The organism is Paenibacillus sp. FSL R7-0128, from assembly GCF_038002245.1.
GTDB classification, from domain to species: Bacteria; Bacillota; Bacilli; order Paenibacillales; family Paenibacillaceae; genus Paenibacillus_AQ; species Paenibacillus_AQ silagei.
In genome coordinates this window covers 4680261-4697763 of sequence record NZ_JBBOCD010000001.1, presented here as the reverse complement: position 1 = coordinate 4697763, position 17503 = coordinate 4680261, and the positions used below count along the sequence as shown (strand labels likewise).

Below are 17503 nucleotides of genomic sequence, written 5' to 3'. Positions count from 1 at the left end.
ATCGTAGCATGCCATGATTTCCGCGAGAATGGAGAGTATTGTTTTATACAAATTGTATTAGGTTTAAGAGTACTAGCAGCGATAGATTCAGCAAAAGCCCCAGTATAGATAATTTGTTCCGCTTAACAATTCCAAGCACGCTGATGCAAACAGCGAACAGCAGAAGGAAGTATACCAGATACAGGGAAGTGTCAGCGTAGAGTGCTAAGACCTTAGACCCAGCGGCATTCACAAACTCGCCCTCGTACAGATTCTTATACTTACGGTTAGCATAAATTAAAACACTGATGATACAAACGGAGGATAATAACACAGGAATAGCAGTTAGACCTCTTGTCTTTTTCTCAAATCTGCCTGCTGTAACGGACCATACTCCATAGATGACAAATCCCGCAAGCAGGCAGATGAAGTACATCTGATAGAACATCAGCCCTTCCTCACGGTCCCCGGTTCCGCCCCCATCCGGTCCTGAAGCATATAATAATAAGTTGGTTATGACCAGCATGAAATTTAGGAGTGCGTATTTAACGGCACTAATTCCTATTCCCTTAATTTCTAACATTCTTACCTCCGCTTAATTGTCTGATTCTCCCGTTGTGCTATTGTCACTTTTTTGTTATGAGCTATATTATTTGAATACCCTCTAACCAATATAATATATGCTTTTACATACTTCATCCCCCTTTAGACAAATTAATACTATACCTATTGACCAAGGGGAGATTCCGCTGAAAAGAAACCTGCGAGTCATTACCATCCTGCTAATTATCGCGCTTATAACAGACGGGCTTGCACCGGCTCCATGTACCGCAGCAGAACCGCCATCACATTTACAGAATCCGCAGGCTGACTCCAGAGAGCTGCAACTGCAAGACATGCTTGTGCTGCAATTGCTGCCCTATATGAATGATCGGTTGAAGACAGCTTATTTCAGTCTTTTGATCACAAGTCCTCAACTTTATCCGTATTTGGTTCAAGTGGAACACATAGAGCGGGTGAACGGTTTCCGCAGCTTTGGCTTTCGGATTACACTGAGGGCTTTCCCTACAGTCGGACCACATATCAGTGTGGGAGAGGATTTGTTCACTTATAGAATCTCATCTTCGCAAGTTGAGCTTGTAGAGTATAAGCATATAAAGGGACCGGAGGTACACGGTTTTCCGCCAAATTACCTGGATATGTTGAGAAAAGATACAAATGAAGCGGCTTTTTTTACAAACCTTCTGGAGTTGTGGCGCGTTAGCCTTTATAATATGACGAGAATATAGAATAAAGGAAAAGGTGTAACTTCATGAGCATATTAAATGTAGAAAAGCTTAGTCACGGCTTCGGCGACCGGGCCATCTTCACGGATGTCTCCTTCCGCCTGCTGAAGGGTGAGCATATCGGTCTGATCGGCGCTAACGGTGAGGGGAAATCGACCTTCATGAACATCATTACTGGTAAGCTTCAACCGGACGAAGGCAAGGTGGAGTGGGCGAAACGGATGCGCGCCGGGTATCTGGATCAGCATGCGGTGCTTCAGCAGGGGCAATCCATCCGGGATGTGCTGCGCGGGGCCTTCCAATATCTGTTCGATATGGAACAAGAGATGAACGACATGTACGGCAAGATGGGGGATGTGACCCCTGAGGAGCTGGAGCAGCTGCTGGAGGATGTCGGAACAATTCAGGACATGCTGACCAGCCAGGATTTCTATATGATCGATGCCAAAATCGATGAAACCGCGCGTGGACTCGGTCTGACCGACATCGGTCTGGACAAGGATGTTAACGATCTCAGCGGCGGTCAGCGGACCAAGGTCTTGCTGGCAAAGCTGCTGCTGGAGAAGCCCGACATTCTGCTGCTCGATGAGCCTACGAACTATCTGGATGAACAGCATATCAACTGGCTGAAGCGTTATCTGCTGGATTATGAGAATGCCTTCATTCTGATCTCCCATGACATTCCGTTCCTGAATAGCGTGATCAACCTGATCTACCATATGGAGAACCAGTCGCTGTCGCGTTATGTGGGCGATTATGAGTATTTCCAGCAGGTGTACGAAGCGAAGAAGTCACAGCTGGAATCCGCGTTCAAGCGCCAGCAGCAGGAGATTGCCGATCTGAAGGACTTCGTGGCCCGCAACAAGGCCAGCGTAGCTACCCGCAACATGGCGATGTCCCGGCAGAAGAAGCTGGATAAGATGGAGGTCATCGAGATTGCCAAGGAGAAGCCGAAGCCGCAGTTCAACTTCAAGCAGGGGCGGACCTCCGGCAAAATGGTTTTTGAGACCAAGGATCTGGTGATCGGGTATGATTCCCCATTGTCGCGTCCGCTGGAACTCAGCATGGAACGTGGGCAGAAGATTGCCCTCGTCGGTGCGAACGGTATCGGTAAAACCACGCTGCTGCGCAGCATTCTCGGCCAGATCCAGCCTATCTCGGGCACAGCCCGGCTTGGCGATCTGCTGGAGATCGGGTATTTCGAGCAGGAAATGAAGGAATCGAATTACAACACCTGTATCGAGGAGATCTGGAACGAATTCCCGTCTTACTCCCAATTTGAGATTCGTGCAGCGCTGGCGAAGTGCGGCCTGACCACCAAGCATATTGAGAGTAAAATTGCTGTCCTGAGCGGCGGCGAGAAGGCTAAGGTACGTCTCTGCAAGCTAATTAACCGGGAGAGCAATCTGCTGGTACTCGATGAGCCTACCAACCATCTCGACGTCGATGCGAAGGAAGAGCTGCAGCGTGCGCTCAAAGCCTATAAAGGCAGCATACTGCTGATCTCCCATGAGCCTGAATTCTACCGTGATATCGTGACCGATACCTGGAACTGTGAATCATGGACAACGAAAGTCTTCTAGAGAACCGGCAATAACGCCGGTGTAGAGCTTGACCCGTAGGAGGGGTACTTTGCAAAAAGTGACTCTTACGGGTCATTCGTATTACAGTGGAGTAAGAATGCAGGGGGATCATATGAACGTTGTGAATGAGGAGACAGTCGTGAAGCCATCCAAACGCAGTCTGGTCAATATCATTATTGACGGCATTTCTGGTATTTTTCTTCCCATAGTTAATATATTGAGCGCGGCAGGAATCATGAAGGGTCTGCTCGCAGGTGCGGTTGCGCTGGAGCTCATCAGCAAGACCGAAGGCACCTATACGGTGCTGAATGCCATGGCGGACAGCCTGTTCCATTACCTTCCGCTGCTGCTGGCGTTTACGGCAGCCCGTAAATTCGGGGCCAATCCTTTTACGGCGGTCGTTATAGGCGGGGTTATGCTATATCCCAGTCTGACTACACTATTTGCGAACAACGAAGTCATAGAGTTTATGGGCATGAGCATCAAGCCGGTGAATTATCCTGCAAGCGCTATTCCTATTATCCTGGCGGTAGGCCTGCTGGTCTACGTCGAGCGATTCTGTGTCAAAATACTACCGGAGGTCATCCGCGGCTTCTTCACTCCGCTGATCTCCGTGATCGTGGTATCGTCGGTGACGCTGCTGGTATTCGGACCGCTGGGGGCGCTGGCCGGTGACGCCCTGGCAGACGGGTACCGTACAGTGTATAATCTCAGTTCAGTCGGCGCCGGAATGGTGCTGGGGGCGATCATTCAGCCGATGGTCATCTTCGGCCTGCACTGGAGTCTGGTGCCGCTGGCGATCAACAACATCAGCACGGGTGGATCAGACACGATCCTCGCGCTGATGGGTCCCGCCGCCTTTGCCCAAGCGGGAGCAGCGCTGGCAGTATTCATCAAAGCCAAAGACAAGCAGTTCCGTACCCTAAGCTTGTCGGCATCGATATCGGCCTTGTTTGGTGTGACGGAGCCTGCAATGTTCGGGGTCAATCTGCCGCTGCGTAAGCCGATGATTATTGTTTGCTGCGCAGGCTCGATTGGCGGCGGGATGGTCGGGATGTTCGGCTCGTCCGCGATTTCATTCGCTTTTCCGGGACTGGCTACGCTGCCTGCTTATCTGGGGGACGGGTTCGGCGGCTTCCTGATCGCATGTGCCACCGGGTTCCTGATAGCCCTGATTGCAACGTTGTGCGTGAAGCTTGGACCGGAGCCAGTCGTCGAACCAATTGCCAAATCCTAGCTAAGGGGGGTTACACATGAGAGCGATTAGAAGAACCAAGGCGGTGGAAGGGACTTCCATTCCCGGAATCATCCATAACGGAGGAAGTTACTTCTATATTAATGTAGATGTGTACGAAGACGGCATGGTCAACTGCTGGGAGCTTACAGATCTTAAGGGCTTATCCGGCAAAATAAATTCAGGCTGGTTAACGCCGGCCGTCCCCTCCGGGAAGCAGCTGTCCATTCATGGACTGGGTGCGTATACGGTAGAGTCGGCAAAGTGGACTTACAACGCTGCAAGCTATTACCAGCATATTCAGGAAACAGTGAGCCTGCTGAACCCGGACCATACGAATATCTATGAGATTTCGGACCGGGAGCAGGAGCAGAGTGAAGCGCGCCGAATTGCGCATTCACCTTCCTCTACGGAATTCTATGTCAACAGCGAAATGTTCTACCAGACGACGGAGGGCAAAAGTGTCCATCTGTTCATGAAGAATAGCGGCGCAGTATACCTGGTCGATGTTGTGATATACAAGGACGGAAAGGTAGCGGTCTATAACCTGCCTGCTGACGCAGAATATACGCTGGAGGAGCTGGACGCGCTTGTTGCAGATAAGACCTTCTTCACGACAATGGATACTCCTGTAAAGGTACATATTCTGCAATTGGGCGAAGTTACATTAGGCGAAGCCCTATACTCTGCCGATGCACAGGAGAAGCTCAAAGAGCTGCATAACCTCCACAAGCAGCTGAACGGCGAGCAAACGGCGCATGAAGCGTGCCGGGCTGCCTATTATGCATATCTGGAGAATCCGAGTGATTACTATAGAGAGCAGCTTAGAATCAAATATGAGCTTGTGCCGGAGCATGAACGGATGTATCTGGGCGATATGGACACGAAGGACTGGGACTACCAGCGAATTCTGTATCATCCTGAACAGACGCGGGAAGTGTAAACGGGGCAGGATTTTCTACGCGTTGGATGCTATACTACTATAAGTGTTGAAGTGAAAAGATAGAGGGTGGCAGGATGGAGACAATCAGCTTTCATTATGGACGGCATATTTCCAAGGTGGCGCGGGCATTATATTTCCACTCGTGGAAATCTATACTATCGATTGGCGTTCAAGCGGTATTTATAGCGGTGTGCATGATTCTGTATACTCAGAACCAGTCGGTCATTTTGCTCGGCATATCGATTACGCTGGTTCTGACCATGGGAATGTCAATCGTGATGCGAACCTTGCTTTTACCGAAGATATTGTCGGCAGATACAAGGTACAATAAGGAATTTGAATATCTTTTCGATGCAGAGGGGATCAATTTCAGTCCGGAGAAGGACGCGTCCGTCATGACCTGGGGCTCTTTCACCCGGGTATGGGAGAACCAGAGCTACTATCTGCTGTTCCATGGGCCACAGGAGTATTGGTTCGTTGCTAAGCAATCGTTCGAGGATGCCGCACAGGAGCATAAATTCAGAGCGTATGTGTCAGATCACCGCAAGATTGTCAGTGGCGTGATTTGGTGACAAAAAAGAAGGACATGCTACCCGCGCATGTCCTTTTCTGTATCCGGGAGCGGATGATTAGCCGCAGCTACACCCGCCAAAAGCTTGTGCAATCTGCCTTGTCGGCAATATTGTACTCGATTAACTGTCTAAGCAGGCCGTAATCCACCGGATTCGTCCATTTCATGCGGATCAGCAGCTTGGTGTGATCTATTCCGCCTTGCTTCAGGACTTCCTCGAAATGATCCATGCCCGCTTTTTCCGGGGCGACAGCCATATGCCCTTTGGCTACACTGAAGCCGATAATGTATGTTCCGTGATCGGTGAACATCGGCTGGTTCCAGCCAATTCTCGGTTCGAGCTGCGGGAACTCCTGCAACACCCAGGTGAGTACTTCCTCGACCGTTGCCTGATGGACCGGATTATCGATCTTCGCCAGATACTCTGCAAACACATCCATGGTTCGTCCTCCTGATCTATGTCAGCCCTCATGCCCTCCATAATATCTTGTAGCCGCAGGATAGTCAAAAATTTTAATGAATAAATTGGATTAACCATCACAATGGGAGGTGTTGAATGGTGAAGGAGTAGGGCTCCCTTCCTCATTCCAGCATTTCCCTGTATGATAGAAGAAGCTTGTTGTTCTTCAAAATAAATGAGAATGGGGTTATGGGATGGAGGAGAGGATCGGGTTCAAAGGCAAACGTCCTGCTGAGTTGCCGGCCACTATAAGCGTGGTTGCCCTTATGTTATTCTGGATAAGCTTTTTCCTTCGGGTCGATAAAACGACTCTGTTGGAGCAGATTGTGACCTATCTCGTCATCGGAATTGCAATAGCCGTTGCAGGGATTATGGTATATCGTTTGTTTACCTTTAGCAGGGCGTTTAACATAGAGATTAAGCCGGAAGCCCTGCAGATCAAGAATATAGAGATTGAAGCCTCTACTATCAAGTGTATTTTCATCAAAGGCTACTTGCTGCCCGTGATCGCAGTAAAGCCCAGAGCCAATCTGCTGGTTACTTATAAATACTGTTTTCGATTCCCCGAGCAGGAAGATCAAGGGATAAAGTTGCTAACGGAATGGGCGGAGCGGCACCAGATCGAAGTGGTACATAAGAAGTTTGTGAGATGGCTGTAGTTAACTAAGGGATGGAGAATAGGAGGAACTAATCAATGAAAGTCTCCGGATTCAGTCACATCACACTCCAGGTACGCGACCTTCAGGCTTCATTGGAATTCTATCAGGGTATTCTGGGGATGAACGTTAGACATCATGGTCGAATAGATGCCTATTTGGAGTGGGGCAGCGCTTGGATCTGTCTGCTTGAACGAATGGTTACCAAGGAGCCTTTAGGCGAATACGCCGGGATGGATCATGTAGCTTTTTATATCGCAGAGGATGATTTCAATGAAGCTGTCGGCATCTTGCAGAAGCATCACGTTGAGATCGTCAGAGGACCTGTTCAGCGGGGAACCGGCTGGTCGGTGAATTTCCTGGACCCGGATGGAATTCAGCTGGAGCTGCATACTTCCACTCTGGATGAACGGATGCAGGTCTGGCGTTAGGCGGAGTGGGGTCAATATAATAATCAGAAGCGGGGATGCGGGATGAATAAACCTTTTCATGAAATGCTGACGTCGGAAAATGAGCTCAGAGAGCTTCTGGGCTATCCGAGTGAAGTAGTGAAGCGAAAATCGATCCATCAGCTGGATCATCACTGCCGTGATTATATAGCGATGTCCCCTCTATTATTCCTGTCTACGGCAGATGAACACGGCTCATGCGATGTCTCTCCGCGCGGGGATGCGCCCGGTTCGGTGCTGGTGCTGGATGAAGGGCATCTGGTCATTCCTGAACGTCCGGGGAACCGCAGATTGGACTCTTTGCTGAATATCCTGGCTAATCCGCATATCGGCCTGATTTTTATTATCCCGGGGCTTGAAGAGACACTGCGGGTTAACGGGCAAGCCTATATCATTAAGGATGAGCCTATCCTGGATCGGATGCGAGCCCGAGGCAAGCGGCCTGCGCTGGGAATCGGGGTGAAGGTTGAGGAATGTTATATGCATTGTGCCAAGGCCTTCAAAAGATCGCAGGTCTGGGACTCCGGCACCTGGCCTGCTGAAGCTTTGCTCCCGTCTGCTCCGGCCATCATCGCCGCTCATGTGAATGCAGCGGAGTTCACGGAGGAAGTGGTGCGGCGAGGTATAGAGGAGAGCTACGAGAAGCGGCTGTATTAAGTAGGGGAGTGAATAACGGGGATGGATACAGAGAGGCTGATACGGATTTTTGACAGGCAGGCCACGGATTATGACCGTAAAAGAGATGATCCGAAGCAGCGGCGCTGGCGCCAGAAGCTAATCGGTTCTGCGAAGGGTGAGGTGCTGGAGCTTGCCGTCGGAGCCGGGGCGAACTTCCCGTTCTATCCTAAAGGCGTCAAGATCACGGCTGTGGACTTCAGCGGAGCCATGGTTGAGAAGGCCAGACGGGCCGCCGGACAGTACAGACTGGAAGCCGATTGTATATGTGCAGATATCGAAGACATGAGCTTTGCCGCGCATTCGTTCGATACGATTGTCTCCACGCTGTCCTTATGCAGCTATAAGAACCCGCTGAACCTGTTGGTGAAGCTGAACCGCTGGTGTAAGCCGGACGGCACCATCCTCCTCCTGGAGCATGGAATTGGTTCTAACCTCTTGGTCACTACACTGCAACGGGCGCTGAATCCGCTCCTGTACCGCATCTATGGATGCCATCAGACCCGGGATATTCTCGGACTGGTCCGGGAGTCGGGGATGCAGATCACTAGAGTGGAGAGCTATTCGCTGAATATGGTGCATTTGATCTGGGCGGGACCTGAGGAACAACAACTATGATCTGAAGGTGAGGGGAATGCGAAATGGATAGTATTATTTTTGATCTGGACGGTACGTTATGGGACCCGACGGAGACTGTAGTGGGTGGATGGAATCAAGTGATTAGCAGCTATACGGGAGCAGCCAAAGAGGTAACGATAGACAATTTACAAGGCATTATGGGGCTGCCGGTGCCGGAGGTTGGCCGAAGGCTGTTTCCTGATGCAGATGAGGAGAGCCGACAGAAGATTATGGATGAATGTTGTGATATGGAGTGTCTCGTTCTGTCGCAGCAAGGCGGAAGGTTGTATGCTCGGGTAGAAGAGGTGCTTCAGGCATTATCGGCTAAATATAAGCTGTTCATCGTAAGCAACTGCCAGGCGGGGTACATCGAGGCTTTTTATGAATATCATCAATTGCAGAAGTATTTCACAGACTACGAGAATCCGGGGAGAACCGGACTATCTAAGGGAGAGAACATCAGGCTGGTCATGGACCGCAATCATCTGATGAGTCCTGTCTATGTGGGCGATATCGAAGGGGATAGGAAGGCGGCAGAGTTCGCAGGGATTCCTTTTGTATACGCGAGTTATGGATTCGGCGAAGTGAGCAGTTATGATTATGTGATCGACCGGCTGGACGGGCTGCTGGAATTGTTCTGAAGCGGCCCTTGGATAAAGGTGGATCTCTTCCTGCAAAAGCTGGAGTTGTCTTACAGCCATCTCATGGCTTTGAAGACAACTCCTTATTCAATTCAGGCGATAATGCGGCGGATACGCAGGGGATAGCGTACCAGTGGTACGGTTGGCTCAGACGGCCGTCCAGCCCCCGTCCACATATAGCGTCTGGCCTGTCGTGTAGCTGGAAGCATCCGAGGCGAAGTAGAGGACAGCGCCGTTCAATTCATCGGGGTTGCCGGGCCGGCCCATGGGGCATAGCGTATTATACTGCTCCAGAAATTGGTCCTGGTAGAGCGCGCGGGTCATCCGGCTGGGGAACAGGCTGGGTCCGATCGCATTCACCGTGATTCCGTAAGGAGCGAGGGTCGCGCCCATGCCGCGGGTCAGATTCACGACTGCGCCTTTGGAGGCATTATAGGCATGCAGGGCGGCTAGCTTGCTGCCCTTCACACCGCAGATGGAAGCAAGGTTGATAATGCGGCCCGCCTTGCGTTCCTTCATGGCCGGGATCACAGCTTTGGACATGAGATAAATACTCTTCACATTGGTATCCATCACCCGGTCCCATTCCGCTTCCGACAGTTCCTCGACAGAGCCTGCGGAGGCAACTCCGGCATTATTCACCAGGATATCTATCCGTCCGAAATGCTCCAGAATGCTTGCTACTGCCGCTTCAATCTCCGTACCTCGGGTTATGTCACATTGGAGCGGCAGCGCCTGGCGTCCATGGGCTTCAATCTGTTGCAGCGCCTGTGCAAGCTCGTCCACTCTTACATCCAGCAGGGCAACATCCGCCCCTTGCCCGGCCAGAGCTTGAGCCAATTCTCCCCCTATTCCCCCGGCTGCGCCCGTCACCACCGCCACTTTTCCGCTCAAATCAAATGAATTTCTCATCGGCGCACCTCCATTAATTCCACCAATCCCAGCGCAAGTTGGAGTAGGGAAGGAACTGTTCAGGATCTACAGCCGTCAGGACCTCACCGCGTTCAAGGACGGTATTGCTGACCGTGTAGATGCCGCCCAGCATACGGACGACTTCCAGCTCGGCCCAGGGGTCATGCGGAGAGTCATGCAGGTGAATCTCTACTTCTGCCGCTGTGTGCACGCTGACATCCATAGAGGCTGTCTGTCGGATCAGCAGCGGTCCAAGATCGAATCCGCGGCCATCCGGTGACTTGGAATACTTCATGTTGAAGACAGGCAGGCCACCGCCGTAATGCTCGGAGATGATGCGCTGTCCGTTCCCGGCATTCATTTTCCCGCTAAGCGCAGCCTCTACATGGAAGAATTCTGTACCCCGCCGGGATACGCTGCCTGCTATATGGTGATCCTCCTTCTGGAGACTGATGTCGGCCATCTTCTTCGGGAATCCATAAATCTCACGCCCCAGGCCCATAGCGATATCATCGCTGATCGGCATGGACAGGCAGTAGGTGCCCGGTTGCCCGTTGTAGGCTGCCAGGACGAAGACCGCGGCTTCACGGTAAGGCTCGCAGAAGCTGGTTCGGGGATAGTTAGCAACAAAAGCGTGCACAAGCGGTCTTGGACCCGGCGTAAGCGGGGCGGGCAGAATGCTGCGGATCACTTCGGGCGAAGTCTCCCAATAGACTGTAAGTGTCTCGGCATTATAGAAGGTCGTAGGTGTATTGATTCTTTTGGTAATCTCATTCACATCTTTTACGAAGCTGCTCATCTGAATCTCCTCCTGTGTTATAGGGTCACGAATAATGTAACATGACTATTCCGGTGATTATATATATGGAAAATATAAAAATAAATGGGAATCTTGTGCGCGGCGCACTATAATAATCAAGGGGGGAGAGCGATGAATGTAACCTTTGAACAGATTAGCAGACAATTTAGTAAGCAAGCCCTACATATCCAGTGGAACAAAGCAATAACGACAGCATATTCAGATACGATGCTGATTACGAAGAGCCTGACGCATTTTGCCCCTGAATTTATCTATGTAGGCTACCGGTCCGGATTACCGGATCACGCAGAAGGGTTGGAGCAGGCCAGCCTGATGCTGATTAATGATACTGTGGAGCCAGCTTCAGGCCAGCATCAGCAGATGTATAGCAGACAGAACCGTATGGAATTCGGGGCAGGGGAAGATGTATTCGAGCTCTATAATCGGACCCGGGAGCTGTTTCTGGAAGAGGCTGAACGGGAGCAGGCCAAGGGCAGAATGCTTGAGGCCTGTGTCGCCGGCAAAGGACTGGATGTAATCGTCTGTGCTGCGGCAGAGCTGCTGGGCAATCCGGTGATTATCATCGATGTAAGCTATAAGGTTCTGGCTTCTTCGGATTGTAGCGGGATTACCGATCTCATCTGGAGCGATAATCTGCACAAAGGCTACTGTTCCTATGATTTCATAGCTGCCGTCCACCAACTGAAGAGTGTGCAGACCGGCATAGAGTCGCTGGAGGCTTATGAAGTGGAATGCAGCGGAAGCCAGGTGACCAAGCTGGTCGCCAAGATTAGGATCGGCAGCAAGCCTGTCGGGAATGTGATTGTGCTGGGCGACACACGCCCGATTGAGCGGAGGGATCATGAGCTGGCGGGTTTTACGGCCGGGCTGGTGGCGGCGGAGCTGGCTAAGAACAGCTTTTACAGGAATTCAAGCCAGGCGGAATATGAAGAGCTGATCTATGAATTGCTGGAGAATGGGGAGAACCGTTCACAACTAATTCAGGAGAGCCTGCGGAGCGGAGTGCATCTGCCTAAGGGCAGATTGTCTATTCTGGTGCTGGAGCTTGCGGGGTACGATGCCTCTGCTTCCGGCAAACAGACTGGTTATTTAAGGGATCAGCTGCACTTGCATTTCGGGGAGGAGCGGCTGATCTTTTACCATGAGTATATTGTGGGGGTCAGTGAGGGTGATACTGCATCGTCCAGGTCAAGAGAGTATGATCCAAGCTTGCGGGAATTTCTCGTCAGCCATCAGATCCGTCTGGGGATCAGCCGGGAATTCACCGACCTTACAGACTGCCGCAAATATTATCTGCAGGCGCTCAAGGCACTGGAGATCGGGCGGATCGTCTGGCCTGCGGAACCGCGCATCTTGTATGCTGATGTGCAGCTGTATGATCTGTTGTCCCCGCATGCGCAGCATGATTCCCGGGATGTCACCCATCCGGCGCTTACGGTCCTGCGTGTATTCGATGAGAAGCATCATGCCGACTTGTATCATACCCTCTATTGCTATTTGAAGAACAACCAGCAGCTGCAAAAAACCGCCGACGAACTATTCGTCCACCGCAACACCCTGCGGTACCGTTTACGCCAGATCGACGAACTGATTCAGCTTGATTTGCGCCAGATCGATCAGGTACTGAGGCTATATATGTCCTATCAAATGACAGAGTATCTGGAAAAGCTCAATGGGGGAGGGAGCCCTTGTTGCTCTTGATTTGTTATTTGGCAGCAGCTGCGTTCTCCCGCATTAGCTTCATACACACCTGAGGCTCTTCCTCCACTTCCCTGCAAGGCTCACACACCTCAAACCCAAACTTTCGCACAGTTGCCATCGAAGCAGCGTTATGCGGATGAGTCAGGATATAGATAGAGTCCACATCAAGCTGTGTGAAGCACGTGTCGAGAAGTACGGGCAGGGCCTCCGACATATAACCTTGCCCCCAATAGTCCTTCCAGATGTCATAACCGATCTCCACCTGCTTCCGCTCAGCGTCCCAATAATGATATCCGCAGGTGCCAATGAAGGAACCGGTCTCCCGGTCAAACATCCCATAGCGGTGATGGCCTTTGCCTTCAGGTTGGGCGTAATGCTCAATAATCTCCACAGCTTCGTTATAATCGCAGGGCGGCTCACTGAAGTATCTGCACATGTCCGGGTCCGAGAATTGCTTGTAGACGGCATCGGTGTCGTTCTGATTCAGCAGACGGAAATGCAGACGGCCCGTTGTAAAAGGTTCGGATAAGTTCATTGATGATTCTCCTATTCATGGGCAATATTTCATACTATTATTATGCGATCATATAATCGGGTTGTCTATAACCGTGAACCCGGTTGTTAATGTATGGTAAAATATAAGCACTACGTCTATTTATTGAAGGGGTGTGCCTATGAAGCCGAAGAGATTAACCAAAAACCTGGCAGCCGCGCTTGCCTCCGCACTGTTATTGACTAGCACCGGAATTACCGTTCTTAGCGCTTTCCCGCAGAAGATCGAGGCAGCGGCGGTGAAGCCTACAACAGCTTTCGCTTTATTTGAACAGAGGTTGCAAAAGCCTTCGTCCCTTGGCCTGGCCCAAGCCACGCTGGTCAACCGGATCGGCCAGATGACGCAGCTCGAAGCGAATCTGGCTGTGCTGCATCTGGAGAATGCACTGAAGGCTTACCTGCCTACGGCAACCAAACGTATGAATGCGCCTGTCGTTCAACTGAATATCAAGAACATCTATACGCCCGGGATGCCAATGGCGCTGGCACGCTCCAAGGTGAGACAGGCCGAGGTCCGTGTGGTCCTCCAAGACCTGGAGGGGATGGGCTACAAGCTGGTGCAGGATGGCGGATTCATGCCCGGTCTTCCTTATAAGAGCTTCAAAGTTTTCAAACCTTATGTCAGTAAGGATCTGCAGGTCTATATTGACTTAATGGCGACAGAGTCGGAGCAGCCGATGGCGGCAGGCGAAAGGTTGATGGTGGACTGGTACCAGATCATAGAGCGGGCTGTGCAATACGAGGATTTTGTGCAGACGTATAAGACCTCTAACCGTGCTGCGGCCATGACAGAAGCGCTGGAACGGGCCAAGCGGATTGTGTTCAACGGCACAACCAAGACACCGCTGTTCGACAAGAAGACCCAGGTCATTCTTGAAAAGGCAGCCATCGCTTATGAGAATACACTGTCGGAGGCAGGCCCCGAGAGAATCGAGGGCAGCAGACTGCTGACTCAGCTGGATGATTTCCTGCTGCTTGTAGAGAAGAACGGGGATAAGCGGACGCAGGCCGTTATTGATTATCTGAATGCTTTATGAGTCTGAAGTAGGGATGAGTGTAAACAGCGAAGAAACCGGGCTAATCTCGAAGCAGCCCGGTTCTTTTGCGTGCATATTAGGGGCGGGAAGACCCGCAAGGCATATCTTCCTATAGGCCGAAAGCGTCATAAATCACAGAAAAGGAAAACGATTACAATTATAATGTAAGCGTTATCTAATGATCGTGTTCATTTATACGCAAAGGGAGGAAGACGGCTTGAGTACCCATAAGATTTCCTTTAACATGCTTGTCTTTATCGGTTTTAGCCTTCAGTATGCATTGATGCATCTCTTATCTGCAGGTGAGGTGATTGTGATTTCATCCGCTGAGCTTATCCTTTATATGGTGCTTACCTTTGCCGGGCTCGGCAGATTCTTTCGGCGCAGAAGGCGGCTTCTGAACGAGAGGGGCTGCGGAAGCACCGGACTTTTTTTCAGCGTGTTATGGACGGTGTCACTCTGCTCCCAGTTCCGTAAGGAGAACTACCCGGATGCGCTGACCATTATTAATTCGCTAGGCGTGTCAGCGGCTGGACTGATTCTGCTTACTGAGATTGTGATTCTGTTCAAGGTGTAAGCCAGCTGTACATGAAGAACCCTCTGTCCTTAACCAAGGATAGGGGGTTCTTCATGTAACAACCAATGGAATTAATAGATATAACCATGCTCTATCAAGTAGGCAAGAATGAGCTCCGTGGATTGATCCTCGCTATGAAGCTCATTATCCACAATAAGCTCGGGCTGGAGAGGTTCCTCATAGGGGGCAGTCAGGCCGGTAAAATGCGGAATCTCTCCGGAAAGCGCTTTGCGGTATAAGCCTTTGACATCCCTTCTTGCACATTCCTCGAAGGAGCATTTGACGTAGATTTCTACGAAAGGTTGGATGCTCTGCCGGATTTGCGCCCTCATGTCCCGGTATGGGGAGATGAAGGAAGCCAGGACGACGATATCATTCCGGGTCAGGAACTGCGCCAGATAAGCTGCGGTTCTTACATTCAGAGACCGGTCTTCTTTGGAGAAGCCTAACCCCTGGAACAGTTGATTCCTCAAGACATCACCGTCGAGCAGTTCGGTCCTCACGTTCATATGCTGCAATCTCTGATTCAGGCAGCGGCAGAGCGTGGTTTTTCCAGAGCCGGACAGGCCGGTGAACCACAGTGTTACCCCCGTATGCAATGTGCAGCACCACCTTCCATTTCAAACAATTAGGTTACCAGTTGTAATCTGTCTCATAGCCTGCCGGGAAGAGCAGGTGGCCCGCCACCTCTTTGAAGCAAGTCTTCACCTCTTCATTGAACTCGGTCCGCCAGTTCCCGGTTGTGCCGGTGCGGAAGGTATAGGAGGCCTTAGGATTAATGTTCTGCTCCATGGCGTCAAGGATTGTGTGCATCGGTAATGGCAGCGGCTTGTCAGCCCAGAGATAACGAATCAGCTGCTCCATGGTCCGGCGGCGTGAGCTGTGGCTGTCTACCAAGTGTTCAAAAGCGATCTGCAAACAGTCTGCTTCCCCGCTCCATCCGGCGAATTGTCCATACCACGCGGCTATACTCGGGTAATGGAGCTCTGGTATTCCCTGGATTAAAGCCAGAAATTGCTGATTGCGGTCCGGTAGAGAGAGCAGATAGGGGCGCAGCGGATGATTAGGGTATTTGTCTGTTATGAAATACGTATACGAGATGACGATATCTCTTAAGTCACGGTTAAGAAATAACGGCTTGATCTTCAGCTCCCGAAGCATGCCAGACCACCGGGGTGAATAGTACACATGCCCTGCTGTGAAATGTCCGCTACGGACGAGCTGCAGCCGCTGATAGTGGAGGCCGGAGTCTTCCGGATAGCCTTCATAGAATTCATAAGGGTTCTGCGTCATCCCCGGAATGCCTTCTAAGATCTGCTTCATCAGATGAGTACCGCTCTTGGGGACCGAGTTCAAAAATACTATAGGATATTCACTCGAAGGATCGAATGTATTCATACTCTCCAGTGTTCCTTTCTCTTGAATAGCTGCTAGTCATACTTCTCTATTTATAATATGAAGCTCTGACTATTGCTGACTAGACATTGTACATAAAAAGTAAGGGAATCTATCTGCATTGAATAATCACTTGATTTAGCTATTGCTGAAAAATATGTATGTTCAAGGGGTGCTCCTGCTGAATTTACAAATCCTGATAAACAATATTTATGAGTTCAATCTTTAAGGTCTGAATGGCTTCTTCCCGCGGCAGCATAATGAACCGGGATAAATATTCGATGTCCACCGAGAACAGGCTTAGGATATCCTCCATGGACGCTTTATCTCCGCTTTGTGCTTTTTTTACGGTCTCGATGAATGGATAAGATTTTCCTTCAGGACTTCCAGTCCCTTGCGTTTCCATTTGCTAACCCCCTGTTGAGTCATTTGCAGCTCGGCTGCTACTTCTTGTTCGGCCATTCCTTCTATGACTGTTTTTTTGATAATATACCTGCATTTTGCCCATGGTAGCATATCCAGAAGCTCATCGACGAACAGCTCAGAAACGACCATACTTTCAAAGCTGTTGTCGTAGCATTCATTATCGTAGAGCGGATTACTTTCCCGTATCAGCTGAATGCGAGTCTTGTACTGGATTCTCCATGCTGAGCGTTTTAATAATTTCCTGCAGGTTTCAACTAATTCGTCATCACAGGTAACCATGAATTTTCCTCCCCATGTTCAGTAGTACCTTCATTCCAGGGTTCAGCGGAGCCCGTTCCCCCAGGCCTGACCTAATCAATCGCTGATCCTCTCATATAACAAGTAAAATATTCCATAGATTCCACAACTGACAAAAACAAAAATTTACAAGAATACTATTTTTCTTGCGAAAGTTGTAATAATTATTTCTGGATTACCTAGTATTACGAGAATACAAGACAATAGATTGTCGAAATTCCCATTTAGGAGGCGATGACGATGAGTGACTATGTAACACCTGAGATGATGAGCACCCTGATGACCGTACTGATTATTCCGCTGCTCGGGCTGCTGGCGAGGTCTCTAATTGCTTATATCAGGCGGGAAATTGCCGGGCTTGAGCAGAGAATCGAGAATGAGGCAGTGAACAGCCTGCTTCAGCGGGCGGGGGATGCTGTTGAATCCGCTGTAATTGCCGTCAATCAGACGTTCGTGGAGACGCTCAAGCAACAAGGCAGTTTCGACACGGAGGCGATGAGGAAATCTTTTCTGCTGGCTAAAGAGAAGGCGATAGCGATCCTGGGAGAAACCGCACGGAAGGAGCTGAGTCTTGTGATCGGCGACCTCGAAGCATGGCTCGAGACGAAAATCGAAGTTTGTGTGAACCGGAATAAACAGTTGTAAAAACCCATCCGGGTTTCCCTTTGATTAGTAAAGGAGGTCCAGGCTT

Annotated in this window: 23 protein-coding genes; 14 read left to right on the top strand and 9 right to left on the bottom strand. The window is 50.4% G+C overall.

What is annotated here, in order from left to right; all coding sequences use genetic code 11:
• Positions 1-43: 43 nt before the first annotated feature.
• A complete protein-coding gene (locus tag NST26_RS19785; protein WP_340951885.1) occupies positions 44-562 on the bottom strand; it encodes a hypothetical protein in 519 nt (172 codons plus the stop codon).
• A 97-nt stretch (positions 563-659) separates the two neighbouring features.
• Between NST26_RS19785 and NST26_RS19780 the strand changes: the two genes are divergently transcribed.
• From NST26_RS19780 to NST26_RS19760, 5 genes are all read left to right on the top strand, one after another.
• Positions 660-1268 (top strand): DUF3888 domain-containing protein, encoded by a 609-nt coding sequence (locus tag NST26_RS19780; RefSeq protein WP_340979670.1) that lies wholly within the window; start codon positions 660-662, stop codon positions 1266-1268.
• A gap of 23 nt (positions 1269-1291) precedes the next feature.
• On the top strand, positions 1292-2848 hold the full coding sequence (locus tag NST26_RS19775; protein WP_339310254.1) for an ABC-F family ATP-binding cassette domain-containing protein: 1557 nt from the start codon (positions 1292-1294) through the stop codon (positions 2846-2848).
• A 58-nt stretch (positions 2849-2906) separates the two neighbouring features.
• Positions 2907-4085: a PTS transporter subunit EIIC gene (locus NST26_RS19770; RefSeq protein WP_340958035.1), complete on the top strand. Its 1179-nt coding sequence runs from the start codon at positions 2907-2909 to the stop codon at positions 4083-4085.
• A 16-nt stretch (positions 4086-4101) separates the two neighbouring features.
• The gene (locus NST26_RS19765) at positions 4102-5025 is read left to right on the top strand and encodes a DUF7638 domain-containing protein (protein WP_340951888.1); all 924 of its coding nucleotides are present in this window, start codon (positions 4102-4104) and stop codon (positions 5023-5025) included.
• Between the two features lie 74 nt (positions 5026-5099).
• Positions 5100-5597: a YcxB family protein gene (locus NST26_RS19760; RefSeq protein ID WP_173132894.1), complete on the top strand. Its 498-nt coding sequence runs from the start codon at positions 5100-5102 to the stop codon at positions 5595-5597.
• 67 nt (positions 5598-5664) lie between these two features.
• On the opposite strand, the gene NST26_RS19755 is transcribed toward NST26_RS19760, so the two are convergent.
• Entirely contained in the window at positions 5665-6036 is a 372-nt protein-coding gene (locus NST26_RS19755; protein WP_340951893.1) for an iron chaperone, read from the bottom strand.
• A 214-nt stretch (positions 6037-6250) separates the two neighbouring features.
• On the opposite strand from NST26_RS19755, the gene NST26_RS19750 reads away from it, so the two are divergent.
• Genes NST26_RS19750 through NST26_RS19730 form a run of 5 tightly spaced genes read left to right on the top strand, consistent with a single transcriptional unit; the run spans position 6251 to position 9095 of the window.
• Positions 6251-6715, top strand: coding sequence for a hypothetical protein (locus NST26_RS19750; protein ID WP_340951894.1), 465 nt, complete (start codon positions 6251-6253; stop codon positions 6713-6715).
• A 35-nt stretch (positions 6716-6750) separates the two neighbouring features.
• Entirely contained in the window at positions 6751-7143 is a 393-nt protein-coding gene (locus NST26_RS19745; protein ID WP_340951896.1) for a VOC family protein, read from the top strand.
• A 42-nt stretch (positions 7144-7185) separates the two neighbouring features.
• A complete protein-coding gene (locus NST26_RS19740; RefSeq protein WP_076086074.1) occupies positions 7186-7818 on the top strand; it encodes a pyridoxamine 5'-phosphate oxidase family protein in 633 nt (210 codons plus the stop codon).
• A gap of 21 nt (positions 7819-7839) precedes the next feature.
• Positions 7840-8454 (top strand): class I SAM-dependent methyltransferase, encoded by a 615-nt coding sequence (locus NST26_RS19735; protein ID WP_209869629.1) that lies wholly within the window; start codon positions 7840-7842, stop codon positions 8452-8454.
• 23 nt (positions 8455-8477) lie between these two features.
• Positions 8478-9095 (top strand): HAD family hydrolase, encoded by a 618-nt coding sequence (locus NST26_RS19730; RefSeq protein WP_340951899.1) that lies wholly within the window; start codon positions 8478-8480, stop codon positions 9093-9095.
• Between the two features lie 147 nt (positions 9096-9242).
• Here the strand turns inward: NST26_RS19730 and NST26_RS19725 are convergent, their stop codons facing one another.
• Both NST26_RS19725 and NST26_RS19720 read right to left on the bottom strand, forming a co-directional pair.
• Complete coding sequence (locus NST26_RS19725) at positions 9243-10007, bottom strand: SDR family NAD(P)-dependent oxidoreductase (protein WP_340951900.1); 765 nt, start codon at positions 10005-10007, stop codon at positions 9243-9245.
• A gap of 13 nt (positions 10008-10020) precedes the next feature.
• Positions 10021-10806: an acetoacetate decarboxylase family protein gene (locus NST26_RS19720; RefSeq protein WP_340951902.1), complete on the bottom strand. Its 786-nt coding sequence runs from the start codon at positions 10804-10806 to the stop codon at positions 10021-10023.
• A gap of 132 nt (positions 10807-10938) precedes the next feature.
• On the opposite strand from NST26_RS19720, the gene NST26_RS19715 reads away from it, so the two are divergent.
• Positions 10939-12528 (top strand): PucR family transcriptional regulator, encoded by a 1590-nt coding sequence (locus NST26_RS19715; protein WP_340979669.1) that lies wholly within the window; start codon positions 10939-10941, stop codon positions 12526-12528.
• Between the two features lie 4 nt (positions 12529-12532).
• On the opposite strand, the gene NST26_RS19710 is transcribed toward NST26_RS19715, so the two are convergent.
• Complete coding sequence (locus NST26_RS19710; protein ID WP_340951906.1) at positions 12533-13063, bottom strand: GNAT family N-acetyltransferase; 531 nt, start codon at positions 13061-13063, stop codon at positions 12533-12535.
• A gap of 139 nt (positions 13064-13202) precedes the next feature.
• Here NST26_RS19710 and NST26_RS19705 point away from each other — a divergent pair, with 139 nt between their 5' ends.
• Positions 13203-14117, top strand: coding sequence for a hypothetical protein (locus NST26_RS19705; protein WP_340951907.1), 915 nt, complete (start codon positions 13203-13205; stop codon positions 14115-14117).
• Between the two features lie 217 nt (positions 14118-14334).
• A complete protein-coding gene (locus NST26_RS19700) occupies positions 14335-14694 on the top strand; it encodes a hypothetical protein (protein ID WP_155991701.1) in 360 nt (119 codons plus the stop codon).
• A 71-nt stretch (positions 14695-14765) separates the two neighbouring features.
• Here the strand turns inward: NST26_RS19700 and cysC are convergent, their stop codons facing one another.
• From cysC to NST26_RS19680, 4 genes are all read right to left on the bottom strand, one after another.
• Positions 14766-15293 (bottom strand): adenylyl-sulfate kinase, encoded by a 528-nt coding sequence (gene cysC, locus NST26_RS19695; RefSeq protein ID WP_340951915.1) that lies wholly within the window; start codon positions 15291-15293, stop codon positions 14766-14768.
• A gap of 34 nt (positions 15294-15327) precedes the next feature.
• Complete coding sequence (locus NST26_RS19690; RefSeq protein WP_340951918.1) at positions 15328-16092, bottom strand: sulfotransferase domain-containing protein; 765 nt, start codon at positions 16090-16092, stop codon at positions 15328-15330.
• A 184-nt stretch (positions 16093-16276) separates the two neighbouring features.
• Positions 16277-16405, bottom strand: a complete 129-nt coding sequence (locus tag NST26_RS19685) for a hypothetical protein (RefSeq protein ID WP_235192101.1) — start codon at positions 16403-16405, stop codon at positions 16277-16279.
• Between the two features lie 29 nt (positions 16406-16434).
• A complete protein-coding gene (locus NST26_RS19680; RefSeq protein ID WP_340951923.1) occupies positions 16435-16794 on the bottom strand; it encodes a sigma-70 family RNA polymerase sigma factor in 360 nt (119 codons plus the stop codon).
• 258 nt (positions 16795-17052) lie between these two features.
• Between NST26_RS19680 and NST26_RS19675 the strand changes: the two genes are divergently transcribed.
• The gene (locus NST26_RS19675; protein WP_340951925.1) at positions 17053-17457 is read left to right on the top strand and encodes a hypothetical protein; all 405 of its coding nucleotides are present in this window, start codon (positions 17053-17055) and stop codon (positions 17455-17457) included.
• Positions 17458-17503: the final 46 nt, after the last annotated feature.

Excerpts from the sequence above, each read along its gene's own strand:
- NST26_RS19690 (WP_340951918.1), bottom strand. The coding sequence starts at position 16,092 with ATGAATACATTCGATCCTTCGAGTGAATATCCTATAGTATTTTTGAAC.
- NST26_RS19725 (WP_340951900.1), bottom strand. The coding sequence starts at position 10,007 with ATGAGAAATTCATTTGATTTGAGCGGAAAAGTGGCGGTGGTGACGGGC.
- NST26_RS19735 (WP_209869629.1), top strand. The coding sequence starts at position 7,840 with ATGGATACAGAGAGGCTGATACGGATTTTTGACAGGCAGGCCACGGAT.
- NST26_RS19720 (WP_340951902.1), bottom strand. The coding sequence starts at position 10,806 with ATGAGCAGCTTCGTAAAAGATGTGAATGAGATTACCAAAAGAATCAAT.
- NST26_RS19685 (WP_235192101.1), bottom strand. The coding sequence starts at position 16,405 with ATGGAGGATATCCTAAGCCTGTTCTCGGTGGACATCGAATATTTATCC.
- NST26_RS19710 (WP_340951906.1), bottom strand. The coding sequence starts at position 13,063 with ATGAACTTATCCGAACCTTTTACAACGGGCCGTCTGCATTTCCGTCTG.
- NST26_RS19785 (WP_340951885.1), bottom strand. The coding sequence starts at position 562 with ATGTTAGAAATTAAGGGAATAGGAATTAGTGCCGTTAAATACGCACTC.
- NST26_RS19750 (WP_340951894.1), top strand. The coding sequence starts at position 6,251 with ATGGAGGAGAGGATCGGGTTCAAAGGCAAACGTCCTGCTGAGTTGCCG.
- NST26_RS19675 (WP_340951925.1), top strand. The coding sequence starts at position 17,053 with ATGAGTGACTATGTAACACCTGAGATGATGAGCACCCTGATGACCGTA.
- NST26_RS19765 (WP_340951888.1), top strand. The coding sequence starts at position 4,102 with ATGAGAGCGATTAGAAGAACCAAGGCGGTGGAAGGGACTTCCATTCCC.
- NST26_RS19715 (WP_340979669.1), top strand. The coding sequence starts at position 10,939 with ATGAATGTAACCTTTGAACAGATTAGCAGACAATTTAGTAAGCAAGCC.
- NST26_RS19755 (WP_340951893.1), bottom strand. The coding sequence starts at position 6,036 with ATGGATGTGTTTGCAGAGTATCTGGCGAAGATCGATAATCCGGTCCAT.
- NST26_RS19680 (WP_340951923.1), bottom strand. The coding sequence starts at position 16,794 with ATGGTTACCTGTGATGACGAATTAGTTGAAACCTGCAGGAAATTATTA.
- NST26_RS19760 (WP_173132894.1), top strand. The coding sequence starts at position 5,100 with ATGGAGACAATCAGCTTTCATTATGGACGGCATATTTCCAAGGTGGCG.
- NST26_RS19775 (WP_339310254.1), top strand. The coding sequence starts at position 1,292 with ATGAGCATATTAAATGTAGAAAAGCTTAGTCACGGCTTCGGCGACCGG.
- NST26_RS19730 (WP_340951899.1), top strand. The coding sequence starts at position 8,478 with ATGGATAGTATTATTTTTGATCTGGACGGTACGTTATGGGACCCGACG.
- NST26_RS19745 (WP_340951896.1), top strand. The coding sequence starts at position 6,751 with ATGAAAGTCTCCGGATTCAGTCACATCACACTCCAGGTACGCGACCTT.
- NST26_RS19780 (WP_340979670.1), top strand. The coding sequence starts at position 660 with ATGCTTTTACATACTTCATCCCCCTTTAGACAAATTAATACTATACCT.
- NST26_RS19740 (WP_076086074.1), top strand. The coding sequence starts at position 7,186 with ATGAATAAACCTTTTCATGAAATGCTGACGTCGGAAAATGAGCTCAGA.
- NST26_RS19705 (WP_340951907.1), top strand. The coding sequence starts at position 13,203 with ATGAAGCCGAAGAGATTAACCAAAAACCTGGCAGCCGCGCTTGCCTCC.